We start from the raw sequence: 15,084 nt of genomic DNA on the forward strand, positions 1-15,084 counted from the left end.
ACATAGTCATTATGCCACAACACGTTAGCATAAAATATAAATTGGTTTGGTATAGCAAAGAATCGTTTCATTTTTAGAATAAAAAAAGGCAATTTAAAAATTTCAAATTGCCCTTTTTAGTTTATGTGTTTTAAGTACTACAAATCAAATTTGATTCCTTGTGCCAATGGCAGAGAGGTTCCATAATTAATCGTGTTCGTTTGACGACGCATATATACTTTCCATGCATCTGAACCCGACTCACGTCCACCACCAGTTTCTTTTTCACCACCAAAAGCACCACCAATTTCAGCACCGGAAGTTCCGATATTTACATTGGCAATACCACAATCTGACCCTGCAACTGATAAGAAATGCTCTGCTTCTCTTAAATTGTTAGTCATGATTGCAGATGATAATCCTTGAGCGACTCCGTTTTGAAGTTCAAGCGCATTTTCTACAGTCCCCGAATATTTCAAAAGATACAATACTGGAGCAAAAGTTTCGTGTTGTACGATTTTAAATGAATTTTCCGCTTCTGCAATTGCAGGTTTCACATAACATCCACTTTCGTATCCTTCTCCTGAAAGCACACCGCCTTCAACAAGGATTTTCCCACCTTCTTCTACTACTCTAGTCAACGCACTATTGTACATTGCGACTGCATCCGTATCGATTAGCGGTCCAACGTGATTGTTTTCGTCTAATGGATTACCTATGCTTAACTGCTTGTAAGCTGCCACAACCGCATCTTTAACTTGATTGTAAATACTTTCATGAATGATTAAACGACGTGTTGAAGTACATCTTTGCCCTGCAGTTCCCACAGCTCCAAAAACAGCACCAATAACGGTCATTTTAATATCTGCATCCGGTGTAACGATGATGGCATTGTTTCCACCTAATTCCAATAATGACCTTCCCAAACGACCTGCTACAGTTTGCGCAACGATTTTCCCCATACGGATAGAACCTGTTGCAGAAATTAACGGTACACGTTTGTCATTAGTCATCATTTCACCCACTTTATAGTCTCCGTTGATCAAACAAGAAATTCCTTCTGGAAGGTTATTTTCTTTGATTACCTCAGCAATTATGTTTTGACAGGCAATTCCGCACAACGGTACTTTTTCTGATGGTTTCCAAACGCATACATCACCGGCTATCCAAGCTAAAGCGGTATTCCAAGCCCAAACAGCTACCGGAAAGTTAAATGCCGAGATAATTCCAACAACACCCAAGGAGTGATACTGCTCATACATTCTATGTTGCGGACGCTCAGAGTGCATTGTTAATCCGTGTAATTGACGAGAAAGGCCCACTGCAAAATCACAGATGTCGATCATTTCCTGAACTTCACCATATCCTTCTTGTAATGATTTCCCCATTTCATAAGAAACCAGTTTACCTAAAGCCTCTTTGTTTTCCCGTAATTTCTCTCCAAACTGGCGCACGATTTCACCACGTTGCGGTGCTGGCATCAATCTGAATGTTTTGAAAGCTTCGGTAGCCGATTCCATTACTTTTTCATAATCTGCCGCTGTAGAAGTTTTAACTTTCGCTATCAATTGTCCATCTACAGGAGAATAACTTTCAAGAATTTCTCCATTTGAAAAATGATTTAACCCTGTTGATGTTCCTTCATTTACGTCTTTTATGCCCAATTGTGCCAAAGCCTCTTTCATTCCGAATTGATTTGCTATTGTTATCATTGTAACTTATTTGTTATAAATTGTTATATTATTTTTTGTAAAGGTATTATTTAAGAATGTCTTATACAAAAGTCATGTTATAAAATATCCCGCAGCATAAGGTGTTCCCTTTTAAGCTGTGCTCCTTTTATGCCTTTCTTCTTTCTTAAAAAAATATAGATTTATGTCCTTAATTTCACAGCCCTGATGGAAGTGGCATCTCATGCCGTTATTGCACGGAACGAAGTAATAACGGCATGGATATAACGGACAGCAGGAAGTAGCTCCAAATCGTAAAAGTGCCTGTTCACACTGGTTACTCTTTAGCCACAAATCTTGGGTCTTTTTCCATAACTATTCCACACTTATCACAAGTCCTTGCTTCCAGTGACTCGTAAAAACTTTTAAAATGAGGCAAAAAATCTTTTTCAATATCGTTTAGCTCAAAATACACTTCATGTAATTTATGATTGCAGTTCTCACAAAACCATAGCAAGCCATCGGTATAGCCTTGCCCTGCTCTTTTTCGTTCAATAACCAAACCTATCGAACCCTCTGAACGCGATGGGGAATGAGGTACTTTTGCAGGGTGCAGATACATATCGCCAGCATGAAGCTCTAACACATTGCGCTGTCCATCTTCTTGAGTAATGATTGTTATAGAGCCCTCCAGTTGATAAAACAATTCTTCCGTTTCGTTATAATGAAAATCTTTTCGGGCATTAGGACCCGCAACCGCCATTACAATATAATCACCGGAATCAGCGTATAAATTTTTGTTCCCAACGGGTGGCTTAAGCAATTGACGATTTTCATCAATCCATTTAGTAAGGTTGAAAGGTTTTGAAATTGCCATTTTATTCGAGTGTTAAATTAATGTTGCGCTAAGTTACTAAAAAGTCTCAAGCAGTAAAGTGTATAAGGTCATAAACTATTGCTGTGGTCAAACAATGTAGTATCTATTGGCAGTCAGAACAAAAACTGCACCGCTATAATTCGTTGTCAAGCTGTAAGATGCCCCCAACTTACATTTCTACTTTACCTCCTTTATCAAATAAATATAAACTGGGAAATGATCACTGAAACCTTCTTCAGTTGGTGAATGTCGTTTTGGGTATCCTTTATACTGACCGGAAGTTTGTATCAAAAAAGACTTATTGTATATTCCTGCTTTCCAATAGTTGAAAGAAGAAAAATCTTGCTGAATCAGCGATTGAGAAACCATGATTTGGTCAAAGATATCCCATGAATCGCGGTACGCTATGGTTCCCAAACCTCTTTTAGCCATTTCCTCAAAGGGATTATAAATCCCGAATGGAAGCACATCTGCTTTCTTGGCTTTGGCGCCAAGGGCAACTTTTACACTTCTATTGTAAGGCCCGTCATTTAAGTCTCCCATGGTTAACACTTTTGCCTTTGGATTGATTCGCTGCAACGAGTCTATTATTTTTCTATTTAATGCCCCTGCTGCTTCTCTAAAAGGACTTGATTTTTTCTCCCCGCCCGAACGTGAGGGCCAATGATTGACTATAATATTAATTTCTTCCCCATCCAGAAAACCTGTTACTAAAAGCTGGTCTCTGGTAAAGACACGGTTATTGTAATTGCTTATTTGTAAAGTGTCATCCGTTTTTTCTTCGACTTTAGAATCGACTTTTTTTACTGCTTCTTTACGGTACACGATTAACGGAATATTGGTATAAGTTGTTGGTCGGAAATATTGTTTTTGATACAATAAAGCCACATCGATTCCTCTCTTGTCCGGAGAGTCAAAATGGATTATTCCATACTCTTTATTCGCCATTTTTGACTCTTTGATTAGATCTTCCAGAACGCCTCTATTCTCAATTTCAGAACATCCTATGAATGTAGGGGAATTTGTGTTTTCTGCAGAGCCTATTTCGAGTAAAACCCGGGAAAGGTTCTGCAGTTTTTGATTGTACTTTTTAGAAGTCCAATGTTGCGCTCCTTTTGGCGTCCATTCATCATCGTTTGTAGCGGGATCATTTATGGTATCAAAAAGATTTTCAAAATTATAGAATGCGACGGTATGAATCGCATATTTTTTTTGCTGTCCAAATCCATTTACTACTGGTACAATAAAAAACAATACTAAAATCAATCGTGCAATTCTCATATATGATTTGTAAAAATTAATTATAACCCTCAAAGCCAGTAACTTTTGAAGTAAAAATACTTCATTTTTAGAACAAAGCCCCAATTATTTTTGAAATTCAGTATCTTTGATTTCCAATCAATTTATCTGACTTCCATTATTTTAAATCTCCCCGAAAAACAAAAATATGCACACTACCCGATTTTGCTCAATAAACAGTAGTTTTAGTTTTTACAAAGTCTTACTTTTATTTTTTGTATTACAATCATTCAACAGCCAAGCCCATACACCAATGACAACACCGCCCATTTTACAAAAAGGAGATACCATTGCAATTTTGGCAACAGCCAGAAAAAATATTGATAACAACTTACAACCAGCTATAGATTTATTACACAGCTGGGGACTCGAAGTGGTCATCGGCAAAACGATTGGGCTAGATAATAATCAGCTGGCTGGAACTGATGCGCAAAGAGCAGCCGATTTTCAGCAACAATTAGACAACCCCAATATTAAAGCGATATGGTGTGTAAAAGGGGGTTATGGTACGGTTCGAATCATTGATTTACTAGATTTTACCAAGTTTAAACAAAACCCAAAATGGATTGTCGGTTTTAGCGACATTACCGTTTTGCACAATCATTTAAATACGATGGGATATAAAACCATTCATGGAATTATGCCCATCACTTATCCCAGAGCTACAAAGGAGGCAGTTGAGAGTCTGAAAATGGCCTTGTTTGGTAAGCCCCTGCGTTACGAAATTGCCCCTGACGTTATGAACAAGTTTGGGACCGCTTCTGGCGAGTTAGTAGGTGGCAATTTATCAATCTTATACAGTTTGTTAGGTTCTAATTCAGCTATTGACTGTACAGACAAAATCTTATTTATAGAGGATTTAGATGAATATCTGTATCATATCGATCGCATGATGATGAATTTAAAACGCAATGGCTGCCTTGAAAGTGTAAAAGGAATTGTTGTGGGCTCCATGTATAAAATGAGAGATAATGATATTCCCTGGGGGAAAAACGCACTACAAATCGTAGAAGATGTCACTAAGAAATATAATATTCCGATGGTTTACAATTTTCCAGCAGGACACATTCGCGACAACAGAGCACTGGTTATGGGAAGTACTGTTCACCTTAACGTTAGCGCTGAAAAGACTGTTTTAGCGTTTGATGGAAGTAACCCTCACCCCGCCCCTACGAGGGAGGAAGACTAGATGTGCGTGTGTTATACCACACGGATTTATATTTTATTCTAATGTGTTGTGGTCTAATATCATAAACTGAATGCTATTTTTATTTATTGAACGTAGATTAGGGTTACTAGCTACTAAAATGATTGTGGGAGTGTAAAAACTGTAAACCGAATACTGTAAACTAAAGAAATGGCAGAACACAATGAATTAGGGAAGTTGGGAGAAGAAATGGCTGTTGAATTTCTTCGGAAAGGCGGCTATACTATTTTAGAGACTAATTGGACTTTTCAAAAGGCAGAAATTGATATCATTGCCCAAAAAGAAAATATCCTTGCTATTGTTGAAGTAAAAACCCGATCCTCATTAGAATTTGGTTTACCACAGGATTTTGTAAAACCCAAAAAAATTCAGCTACTCGTAAAAGCGGTTGACGCCTATGTCAATGCCAAAGATCTAGAGGTCGAAGTCCGTTTTGACATCATAGCCATCCATAAGGAAGGCAAATCTTTTGTTATGGAACACCTTATCGATGCCTTTTATCATTTTTAAGTAAATTTTTTTGATGTTGTATTTATAACAAAATGTTTTTTATTTATATTTGCACTGTGTTTTAACACATAAAAAATATTAGATTATGAAAACTGTTTCTTCAATTGTTGAAAATTACATCAAAACAAAGCCTTTTTTACTAAACGCACTATCTCTTGGAATTATTAACCTGACGTCATTATCTCGAAATATAATGTCAGAATTAGAAAGTGAGTTTGGTAAAGAAGTAAAGCAAGGAGCGGTGGTAATGTCATTGAAGAGACTAACAGAAGAACTGGATTTTAGATTAAACCACAAAATCAATAAAGTAATAAAAAACATAGGTGAGATCACCGTACGATCTGCTTTGACTGATTATACGTTCTCTGTTTCTGAAACAGTCCTTAACAAACAAGCAGAACTAATATCGGACATCAATGCTTTACCTGATGTGTTTTACACCTCGTCTAGAGGGGTAAATGAAATCAATCTTGTAGTGAGCAATAGTGTGAATCACTTGGTTGAAAAGCATTTTGTCAGTGAAAAATTGATTCAAAAACTAGATAACTTAGCATCGATCACTGTTAAATTACCTAAAGAAAATATTGTTGTTCCCGGTATTTATTATTTCATCTTTCAGCGTTTGGCCTGGGAAGGAATCATCATCAATGAAGTCATCTCGACTTCTAATGAATTTACTATTTTAGTAAGTGAAGAACAAGTAGATATTGCTTTTAAAGTGATCAAGGATTTAAAGAACTAAAAGAAAGAATTAGAATTTATCGATGAAACTTCCTTCTTTTAAAAGGTGGACCCTTTTTTTATACTTCATTACCTCCCAGTAATTTCATCAACTCCAAAGCTCTTCTCGTCGATTTTACATTGTCAAAAGTCAATAGCAATTTCAAGCCCGTCTTCGTTTCTTTTTCTTTAATCTTACAGATTGAACTTTGTTTTTGAACAAAATCCATCACTGATTTAAAGCGCTTCGACTGGTAATAATCAGATTGTTGATCCGATACAAAATAACCAATCATTTTGCCTTGCTTCAGCACTAATTTCTCGATTCCTACTTGAGTAGCAACCCATTTTATACGAATACTATTCATTAAAGCAATCGCTCTTGGCGGCATAGGCCCAAAACGATCAACTAGTTTTGTCTGGAAGAGCTGTAACTCTTCTTCATTTTTTATAGTCCCTAATTCGCTATACAAACTCAATCGCTCGCTGATGTTATTGATGTACTCATCTGAGAACAACAACTCAAAATCAGTTTCGATTTGTAGGTCTTTTACGTACTCCTTCGTTTCTAAATTATTCTCTATAGGATACAAGTCCTTGAACTCATTTTCTTTCAGTTCTTCAATGGCTTCATTCATGATTTTCTGATAGGTGTCGAAACCTATTTCGTTGATAAAACCACTTTGCTCGCCTCCCAATAGATCTCCGGCACCGCGAATCTCCAAATCTTTCATAGCGATATTAAAACCGCTCCCTAAATCACTAAATTGTTCCAAGGCCTGAATTCTCTTTCTGGCATCATCTGTCATTGCTGAATACGGCGGGCAGATAAAATAACAAAAAGCCTTCTTATTGCTTCTTCCTACACGACCTCGCATCTGATGCAAATCAGACAAACCAAAATTATTAGCATTATTAATGAAAATCGTATTGGCATTAGGAACATCTAAGCCGCTTTCGATAATGGTAGTAGCTACCAAAACATCAAATTCTCCGTTCATGAAAGCCAGCATTAACTCTTCGAGTTTTTTCCCTTCCATTTGTCCGTGACCAATTCCAACTCTGGCATTGGGCACCAAACGCTGAATCATTCCAGCGACTTCTTTTATGTTTTCGATTCTATTATTGATGAAAAACACTTGCCCATTTCGTTGAACCTCATAGGAAATCGCATCTCGAATCAGTTCTTCGCTAAAACCAACTACATTGGTGTCAATAGGATAACGATTGGGTGGCGGAGTCGTAATAATCGATAAATCGCGCGCTGCCATTAAGGAAAACTGCAAGGTTCTTGGTATTGGCGTGGCGGTCAATGTGAGCGTATCGACATTAGCGGCAATCGTTTTTAATTTGTCTTTAACATTCACCCCAAACTTCTGTTCTTCATCAACAATTAACAAACCTAGGTCTTTAAAAACTACATTTTTGTTGACCAATTGATGGGTTCCAATAACGATATCTAGCCTTCCCTCTGCTAAATCTTTTATAGTTTCTGCTTTTTGTTTGGCAGTTCTAAAGCGGTTTAAATACCCAATGGTAACTGGCATGTCTTTTAATCGCTCTGTGAAAGTACGGTAATGTTGATAGGCTAAAATAGTTGTAGGAACCAGGATAGCTACCTGCTTGCCGTTATCCACAGCTTTAAAAGCAGCCCGAATGGCTACCTCCGTTTTACCAAAACCGACATCACCGCAGACCAATCGATCCATTGGGCGATCGCTTTCCATATCGGCTTTTACTTCCTGCGTTGATTTAGTTTGATCCGGTGTATCCTCATAAATAAAAGAGCTTTCTAATTCATTTTGCAAATAACTATCCGGCGCAAACTGAAACCCTTTATCCAGTCGTCTTTTGGCGTACAGCTGAATTAAATTGAAGGCAATGTTTTTTACTCTTGCTTTTGTTTTTTGTTTTAAAACTTTCCAAGCATTGGAACCTAATTTATAAATTTTAGGCGGTGTTCCGTCTTTACCTGTATATTTTGAGATCTTGTGTAGCGAATGAATACTCACGTACACAATATCATTATCAGCATAAACCAGCTTTATAGCTTCCTGGGTCTTATTCTCGACCTGTATTTTTTGTAAACCTCCAAAGCGTCCTATTCCGTGATCGATGTGTGTTACATAATCCCCAACGGACAAGGTTGTCAATTCTTTTAAGGTGATATTTTGTTTCTTTGAATAGCTATTTTTAATATTGAATTTATGGTAGCGTTCAAAAATCTGATGATCCGTATAGCAGGTGATTTGGTTTTCTTCGTCAATAAAACCTTGATACAAAGGCAAAACAATAGTATTGTATTGTTTCCGGACATTCTCGGCATTTGTTTCGTCTAAACTTTCAAAAATATCATGAAACCGTTTGGCCTGCGCCTCATTAGAACAAAACAAATAGTTTTTATAGCCGTTAAACTGGTTTTCACTCAAATTGTTCAGCAAAAGATCAAATTGCTTGTTGAATGAGGGTTGTGGCTGAATGTGGAATTCAAATTTACTGGCGATTTTAAAAATTGGCTTAGCACTCAACTCTACTATCGAAAAATCTAAAGCTCTTTTTATGAAAGTTTTTTGGTTTAGAAACAATTGATCCGGCGTGGCATGTTTGATATCCTTTGACAACTTTTCAAAAGCTTCTTCTGCGCGGTCGAACTGCTTGTCCAATTGCGAAAATAAATCTTCTGAATTTTGGATAAACAGCAGCGTTTTCTCTGAAATATAGTCTAAAAAACTTTCTCTATTTTCCTGAAAGACTTTGTTTTCCACGTTTGGGATTATCGTGATTTTCTTTTGCTTCTCTAATGACAATTGCGTCGCTACATCAAAACTACGGATACTCTCTACCTCATCCCCAAAGAACTCAATTCGGTATGGGTTATCATTCGAAAAAGAAAATACATCAACAATACCACCACGTACAGAAAATTCTCCCGGTTCTGTAATAAAATCAACTCTTTTGAATTCATATTCGAATAAAATCTCGTTGATAAAATCAATCGATACTTTATCTCCCACAGACACTTTTAAGGTGTTTTTTTCCAAATCTCTACGGGTCACTACTTTTTCAAATAGTGCTTCGGGATAGGTCACGATTATTGCCGGTTTTTTGCGAGAATTGATTCTGTTAAGCACTTCGGCACGAAGCAAAACATTGGCGTTATCCGTATCTTCAATTTGGTACGGACGGCGATAAGAGCCTGGGTAAAACAGGACATCCTTATCACCAATCATTTGCTCTAGATCATTCAAATAATAAGCCGCTTCCTCTTTATTGTTTAAAACAATCAGGAACGGAGCGTCTGCTTTTTTAAATAGCGCACGTATTACAAAAGACAATGCTGATCCCAGCAAGCCATCAAGATGTAATTTAGTTTGATTATTTCCCTGTAAACGGTCAATAATTTGTTGAACTTTAGGGGAATTATCAAAGATATTATATAGGGCAGCTTTACTCAACTCTTGGGGTATTTGGATCGATCATTGTAGGACTACTATCTGGAATGGCTCTGGCAGCATCCATCATTTTCATTAATTCAGATTCCCCTTCTTCCACGGGAATTTTACTTTTTTCAACAATTTTATCCATCTGTCGCTGCAATGAAGCCAGCTCATTGTTGATTTCAGCAATCAAATGAACAACCTTTTTATCTGAAATAACATCCAGATGTATGTACAGGTCTAGCAATCGTACTTTAGTGATTAGTGTTGATATTCTACTTTTAATTTGTGGTTTATCAAATTGAATAGGCAAATTCTCATTCAATGCCATTACTTTTTTAGAGATAGCGGTTGCTTTTTGTTGAAATGCTCCGATAGTCCCTCTCGGTTTTTGAGCCAGTTCAGTCAAAAACAGACGAAGCTCAGTCCAAGTGGCCACACTTTCTTCTGCGGTGGTGTTTATCGGGGTGTCATAAAAAACCCAACCTTTTTTTATTGTTTGACAAAATGACCTCCTTTTTTTTGGCGTCTTTTTCGTTTTCAGTAATCCTTTTTTGGTTATCATCTTTACAGGAGGAAAGACAAATAATCAGAAAAAGAAAGGGTATTATTTTATATTTCATAGATAAGCTATCTTATATTTTATTGGGTAAAATGTGATTTACGATTATTCTTTCTTTTAGTTACCGAAATACTTATACGCTCTTTATTATTGTTATTGTAAGGAAGCACAAAGTTACAAAGTAAATTTATAATTACAGATTTGAAAACGCAAATTCCTATAAGATACCACACACTATATTTACACTGTTTTGAACTAAAATATAAAATAGTTTGGTATACTACCTAAAACAACAAAAGAACGACTCGAAAAGTAGAATTTAAAACCTTTTTACTTCGGATTTATAATCCTATGCTAACACTGCGAAAATATTTACGAAAACGTTACCTTTGCGATTCAAAAATCAGTAAATATGAGTACAAAAATATTAATTATAGGCGCCTGTGGACAAATAGGCACCGAGTTAACCCATTCTCTAAGAAAAATCTACGGAACTGACAATGTAATCGCTTCCGATATTCGAAAACTCAATAATGATGTTGTTAATTCAGGTCCTTTTGAAGTAATAAACGCATTGGATTTCAATCAGATTGAGCATCTTGTGGAAGTTCATAAAATCGACGAAATCTATTTGATGGCGGCATTACTCTCGGCAACAGCGGAGAAAAATCCAGCTTTTGCCTGGGATTTAAATATGAATTCTTTATTTCACGTATTGAATTTGGCCAAAGCCAAGAAAATAAAAAAAATATTCTGGCCATCAAGTATTGCAGTATTTGGTCCTACAACGCCAAAAGAAAATACACCCCAATATACCATCATGGAACCTTCCACTGTATACGGAATCAGCAAGCAATCTGGTGAAAGATGGTGTGAATACTACCATAATATCTTTGGTGTAGATGTAAGAAGCATCCGTTATCCTGGATTAATCAGTTACTCTTCGCCTCCTGGCGGTGGAACTACAGATTATGCAGTGGATATTTTTCACAAAGCACTTTCTGATAAAACTTACGAGTGTTTCTTGTCTTCAGAAACTAAAATGCCAATGATGTATATGGAAGATGCTATTGCTGCAACAATCCAGATTATGCAAGCGCCAGCAGAACAAATTAAAATACGTTCTTCTTATAACCTGGCTGCAATGAGTTTCACGCCAACAGAAATCGCAGCGGAGATCAAAAAACACATTCCTGAATTTACGATTACTTATGAACCCGACTTTCGTCAAAAAATTGCTGACAGCTGGCCTGCGAGTATTGATGATGATTTTGCCAGAACAGACTGGAACTGGAAACATCAATATGATTTAAAAACCATGACGGTGGATATGTTAGCCCATTTGAAATAATCCTGAAAAATAAGAACATAAAAAAAGTACTAGCTTGAAAAACTAAGACTTTATTTGGTTTTAAAATGATGTGAATTAATATTTCACTTAGCAAATTTAGCGTATAGTAAAACCGCAGAGAGCTGGAGTTTTTAAAATGTCGAATATATCCAATCTACTTCATATTTTAAAAGAGTTTTTTATTAGTTTTTTCTAGTACAAATATTTTAAAATATTTATGTCTGCTAGATACAGGCATCGAATTCGGTATTTGTAATTTTGGTTTAGTTTCTTTTTGAAATTCAGTTACCCTTTTTTTGAAATATAAATACTCATTATCAGTCAAAACCTTTGGGTTTTCTAGTTTATATTTTTTCAAATGATCAAAAGCACAGGTCTCAATTTTATTTAATTTAGAATCATAAATAAAAGTTTCTCCACCCATGTAAAAATAGATTCTATTATCAATTTCTTTTTTAGTATTCCCTATAGATTTATCAAAAAGCACATATTTAATGGGTTTTTTGTAATTATTATCACCGCTATAAAATTTTTCAAAATCGATTACTTTTGACTGAGCAAACATGGTACATGATGCACAAAATATCAAAACACAAAATATTTTTCTCATAATTAATTACAATTTGAAGAGCCATTATAAAAATTATCCCTTATTAAATTATTTATCCCTGTTTTTTGCTCAAGAGTTAAGTTATCCCAAGCGATTGTTGTGAGTCCTTTATCTTTATCTAAGACCCCTAAGCCAACCCAAGATATAGCTTCATAGGTAGGTCGAGATAATCTGTTGTTATCAAATTTTTGAATGATGTCTGCAATTGTAGATCTATAATGGTTTGCCATCATTTCGTGATTCCAAGTAGGCTTCCACCCCTCTGGTGCTCGTTTGCAACGAGTACCTACTTACTTTTTAGCACTAAATATAGCGTTTATAACGCGACTCATTTACCACAATGGTTCAATATTTACCTAACTACTGATTTTTATTTACATTCCAAGTTTGAAAAAACAACACTTTTACACGTTACTTTGTTTTAATTATCCGCGTTACAAACGCTACGTTCTGTCTTTTCGATTTAAGTAGATACTCGCCGCAGGCAAGCACCAGAAAGTGAAGACAAACGAGCGCCACCGGGGACATAATTCAGGAGACATTTGCGTAGTATCTGTGCTATAAAGGAACACTTCGGAGAGCAGAGCTTACAGTAGAGTCTTTATATAACCACTATTTTTATTCTTCAGATAAATAGTATGTTTTCCATTTTAAATAAGTGCCGTCTTTTAATTTATGAATTATATAAACACTACTAGTACATTGATAATTATTACTTTGAAATTCTTTTAGTGTTATATAGTTTATTCCTTCTAAAGTTTTTAATTTCTCAGGTTTTTCTGGTTTAGGAGAAAAAATAGTAGAACTATAAAGGGTAAAAATAAATATAGGAATACCTAGACTAGTCGCAAGACCATTTTTAGATTTTCTCACTCCTTCCTCTCTCGCATGCTTAGTTTCATATCCCTTAAGGTAAAAACTAAATTCAGCTTTTGTCATTGATTTATTAATACAGTAATGTGCTAAAGAATTATCTTTAAAATCAATCAAAACTGTTGTATATTCTTGTTTCTTCATTTCTTGTGAAAACAAGAAATAAAAGCACCCCAAACAAAGAATTGTTATTGTTTTTTTTGTTATTGTTGACATGGCGGATTTGAATTTTGAAAATTAATAATTATATCCACAATTTTTTTGCGCTGAGTTTGAGTCAAATTTTTCCAAGCAACGGTTGGAAATGGTGGTAACAAAGTAACACTATCAAAATTGCCCCCCTTTCCCATTAATCCACTCCAAGCTAACGCATCATAAAACTCTATTGAATGCTGATTATTATCATATTGTTGCAAAACTTTAACTATTACGTCTCTAGAATGTTGTGCCATCAACTCGTGTTGCGTATTTGTGGGTTGTTGTCCCGCAGCGACATTATATTCATATCTTGTATAATAATCAGTAAGTCCAGGATAATCATTTTTTATACTAGTTATAAAATCAGCAGACCAAGGAATGTTGCCCTGTTTAGCAAGAGATAATAATTTTCTATACATTTCAGCATGTAGTAATTCGTGGAAAAACGTTCTCGCAATATCTAACTCTGGTCTTTTCAATTGATCTGGATTAAACATAATATTAATTAAATAATCCACAGGTTCATAAGTTATTGCAGTTGTTGAAGGAGGGTAAGCAGGGTCAACCCCAACGCTTAGTCTCAAATTAGCACCTTTAAAATCAACATCAAATTTGTTTAATTGATTTTTAAAAGTTGAAGACGCTTCTAGTTTATCATATACGCCTTTTAAACAAGGATTATTTATGAAAGAAGGATCAATGATTATCTCTTTGGGATGATTATTTGTGCCTATAGAAGTACCATGCGGATAGTCATAATGGTTATGATAATCTGCATTGCTGCTGCCTCCTGTGCTTACCCATACATATTCAGATGAAGTATAATTATAAGTCGAGTGAGTATAAAACCATTGACTGCTGTAATTACTGGTCTGATACCAGTCGATATAATTTCGTGTTCTGGTGAACATCCAAAAACCACCGCCATCATCTCCACCAATGGCTGGCACTCTAGCCGTTATGCTACTCGCTAACTTTTCTTTATTAGAAAATTCACTAACTATCTTCCCTTTTTTATAGGCAATCATTTTGGTGTTTTCTCCATTAAGGCTGTAGTGATAAAGAGTACCTGAAAATGAAGAATGGGAGGAAGAACTAATACGATCGATTGGATCTGAATCACTGGAAAGGAACTTTACTATCTCAAATTTCCAAGGATCAGTATCGTTTCTAGATGCTAAGAGTTTATATTTAACGGCTAATTTCAATTTCCCGCTAGCAAGCGAGTTGCTCACTTTAAAAGAGGTGTTGAATTCATAAACTTTAGTATCAGAAATTGTATCCTTATTTATATTTAAAACAAAATCATTCCAATCAACAACAAGATTATTTTTAATAAAATCATCATCAAAATTTGCTAAAGAAAATTTGTTTTGCAGTTGTTGTCTTTCTGTTAGTTCAATTTCTTTTGAGTCATCATTAGTACAGGAACAAAACAAAAGAACCAAGAAAATTCCTAAGTAATGGGGGGGGTAAGTCGTTTTTTCATCATAATTATTTGGTTAAAAGAAAGCTGTTTTATTTGTGTAGCTTTTGCTAATATAAGAAAAGCACATCAAAAACACAAATCACAAACTGTGTTACCGTTACTTTTTATGAATTTTAATGTAAAACTTACCAATATTATTACTACTAAAAAACCAGACTTTCGTCAAAAGATTGCTGACAGCTGGCCTGCGAGTATTGATGATAGCAATGCCAGAGCTGACTGGGGATGGAAACATAAATATGATTTAAAAACCATGACGGTGGATATGTTAGCCCATTTAAAATAATCCAGAAATAAAGAAC

At 35.6% G+C, this 15,084-nt stretch carries 13 protein-coding genes and 1 pseudogene; 5 read left to right on the forward strand and 9 right to left on the reverse strand.

Going from position 1 to position 15,084, the window contains the following annotated elements:
* Positions 1-137: 137 nt before the first annotated feature.
* The 3 genes from A3SG_RS0114250 to A3SG_RS0114260 form a co-directional block, all read right to left on the reverse strand.
* Positions 138-1,691: an aldehyde dehydrogenase family protein gene (locus tag A3SG_RS0114250; protein WP_016990684.1), complete on the reverse strand. Its 1,554-nt coding sequence runs from the start codon at positions 1,689-1,691 to the stop codon at positions 138-140.
* Positions 1,692-1,986: 295 nt separating this feature from the next.
* Positions 1,987-2,526 (reverse strand): 3-hydroxyanthranilate 3,4-dioxygenase, encoded by a 540-nt coding sequence (locus A3SG_RS0114255; protein WP_016990685.1) that lies wholly within the window; start codon positions 2,524-2,526, stop codon positions 1,987-1,989.
* Between the two features lie 177 nt (positions 2,527-2,703).
* Positions 2,704-3,807, reverse strand: a complete 1,104-nt coding sequence (locus A3SG_RS0114260; RefSeq protein WP_016990686.1) for an endonuclease — start codon at positions 3,805-3,807, stop codon at positions 2,704-2,706.
* A 271-nt stretch (positions 3,808-4,078) separates the two neighbouring features.
* Between A3SG_RS0114260 and A3SG_RS19985 the strand changes: the two genes are divergently transcribed.
* The 3 genes from A3SG_RS19985 (at position 4,079) to A3SG_RS0114275 (ending at position 6,284) form a co-directional block, all read left to right on the forward strand.
* A complete protein-coding gene (locus A3SG_RS19985; protein WP_016990687.1) occupies positions 4,079-5,014 on the forward strand; it encodes an LD-carboxypeptidase in 936 nt (311 codons plus the stop codon).
* A gap of 168 nt (positions 5,015-5,182) precedes the next feature.
* Complete coding sequence (locus A3SG_RS0114270) at positions 5,183-5,542, forward strand: YraN family protein (protein WP_016990688.1); 360 nt, start codon at positions 5,183-5,185, stop codon at positions 5,540-5,542.
* 85 nt (positions 5,543-5,627) lie between these two features.
* Positions 5,628-6,284, forward strand: a complete 657-nt coding sequence (locus A3SG_RS0114275) for an aspartate kinase 2 (protein WP_016990689.1) — start codon at positions 5,628-5,630, stop codon at positions 6,282-6,284.
* A gap of 58 nt (positions 6,285-6,342) precedes the next feature.
* Here A3SG_RS0114275 and mfd read toward each other — a convergent pair whose 3' ends face one another.
* Positions 6,343-9,717 carry a transcription-repair coupling factor gene (gene mfd / locus A3SG_RS0114280; RefSeq protein ID WP_016990690.1) on the reverse strand — a complete coding sequence of 1,125 codons (3,375 nt, stop codon included), beginning with the start codon at positions 9,715-9,717 and terminating at the stop codon, positions 6,343-6,345.
* Entirely contained in the window at positions 9,710-10,264 is a 555-nt protein-coding gene (locus A3SG_RS19990; protein WP_232226385.1) for a DUF3450 domain-containing protein, read from the reverse strand. Before A3SG_RS19990 ends, mfd begins: the two co-directional genes overlap by 8 nt.
* Before the next feature lie 409 nt (positions 10,265-10,673).
* Between A3SG_RS19990 and A3SG_RS0114290 the strand changes: the two genes are divergently transcribed.
* Positions 10,674-11,612, forward strand: a complete 939-nt coding sequence (locus A3SG_RS0114290; RefSeq protein WP_016990691.1) for an L-threonine 3-dehydrogenase — start codon at positions 10,674-10,676, stop codon at positions 11,610-11,612.
* Between the two features lie 166 nt (positions 11,613-11,778).
* On the opposite strand, the gene A3SG_RS0114295 is transcribed toward A3SG_RS0114290, so the two are convergent.
* The 4 genes from A3SG_RS0114295 to A3SG_RS0114310 all read right to left on the reverse strand — a co-directional run bounded on the left by A3SG_RS0114295 (position 11,779) and on the right by A3SG_RS0114310 (position 14,732).
* Positions 11,779-12,222 (reverse strand): hypothetical protein, encoded by a 444-nt coding sequence (locus tag A3SG_RS0114295; RefSeq protein ID WP_157485483.1) that lies wholly within the window; start codon positions 12,220-12,222, stop codon positions 11,779-11,781.
* A gap of 2 nt (positions 12,223-12,224) precedes the next feature.
* Positions 12,225-12,455, reverse strand: coding sequence for a hypothetical protein (locus tag A3SG_RS0114300; RefSeq protein ID WP_157485485.1), 231 nt, complete (start codon positions 12,453-12,455; stop codon positions 12,225-12,227).
* A 385-nt stretch (positions 12,456-12,840) separates the two neighbouring features.
* Positions 12,841-13,311, reverse strand: coding sequence for a hypothetical protein (locus tag A3SG_RS0114305; RefSeq protein WP_016990694.1), 471 nt, complete (start codon positions 13,309-13,311; stop codon positions 12,841-12,843).
* Positions 13,299-14,732, reverse strand: a complete 1,434-nt coding sequence (locus A3SG_RS0114310) for a hypothetical protein (RefSeq protein WP_016990695.1) — start codon at positions 14,730-14,732, stop codon at positions 13,299-13,301. Before A3SG_RS0114310 ends, A3SG_RS0114305 begins: the two co-directional genes overlap by 13 nt.
* Positions 14,733-14,924: 192 nt before the next feature.
* Here A3SG_RS0114310 and A3SG_RS21320 point away from each other — a divergent pair.
* Positions 14,925-15,068: pseudogene (locus A3SG_RS21320) on the forward strand (NAD-dependent epimerase); the annotation flags it as partial.
* Between the last annotated feature and the right edge of the window lie 16 nt (positions 15,069-15,084).

The organism is Flavobacterium sp. ACAM 123, from assembly GCF_000264055.1.
Classification (GTDB): domain Bacteria; phylum Bacteroidota; class Bacteroidia; order Flavobacteriales; family Flavobacteriaceae; genus Flavobacterium.

Bases quoted from the DNA above. Each gene is read 5' to 3' on its own strand.
- A3SG_RS0114295 (WP_157485483.1), bottom strand. From the start codon at position 12,222: ATGAGAAAAATATTTTGTGTTTTGATATTTTGTGCATCATGTACCATG.
- A3SG_RS0114290 (WP_016990691.1), top strand. From the start codon at position 10,674: ATGAGTACAAAAATATTAATTATAGGCGCCTGTGGACAAATAGGCACC.
- A3SG_RS0114270 (WP_016990688.1), top strand. From the start codon at position 5,183: ATGGCAGAACACAATGAATTAGGGAAGTTGGGAGAAGAAATGGCTGTT.
- A3SG_RS19990 (WP_232226385.1), bottom strand. From the start codon at position 10,264: ATGATAACCAAAAAAGGATTACTGAAAACGAAAAAGACGCCAAAAAAA.
- A3SG_RS0114305 (WP_016990694.1), bottom strand. From the start codon at position 13,311: ATGTCAACAATAACAAAAAAAACAATAACAATTCTTTGTTTGGGGTGC.
- A3SG_RS0114260 (WP_016990686.1), bottom strand. From the start codon at position 3,807: ATGAGAATTGCACGATTGATTTTAGTATTGTTTTTTATTGTACCAGTA.
- A3SG_RS19985 (WP_016990687.1), top strand. From the start codon at position 4,079: ATGACAACACCGCCCATTTTACAAAAAGGAGATACCATTGCAATTTTG.
- A3SG_RS0114250 (WP_016990684.1), bottom strand. From the start codon at position 1,691: ATGATAACAATAGCAAATCAATTCGGAATGAAAGAGGCTTTGGCACAA.
- A3SG_RS0114275 (WP_016990689.1), top strand. From the start codon at position 5,628: ATGAAAACTGTTTCTTCAATTGTTGAAAATTACATCAAAACAAAGCCT.
- A3SG_RS0114300 (WP_157485485.1), bottom strand. From the start codon at position 12,455: ATGATGGCAAACCATTATAGATCTACAATTGCAGACATCATTCAAAAA.
- A3SG_RS0114255 (WP_016990685.1), bottom strand. From the start codon at position 2,526: ATGGCAATTTCAAAACCTTTCAACCTTACTAAATGGATTGATGAAAAT.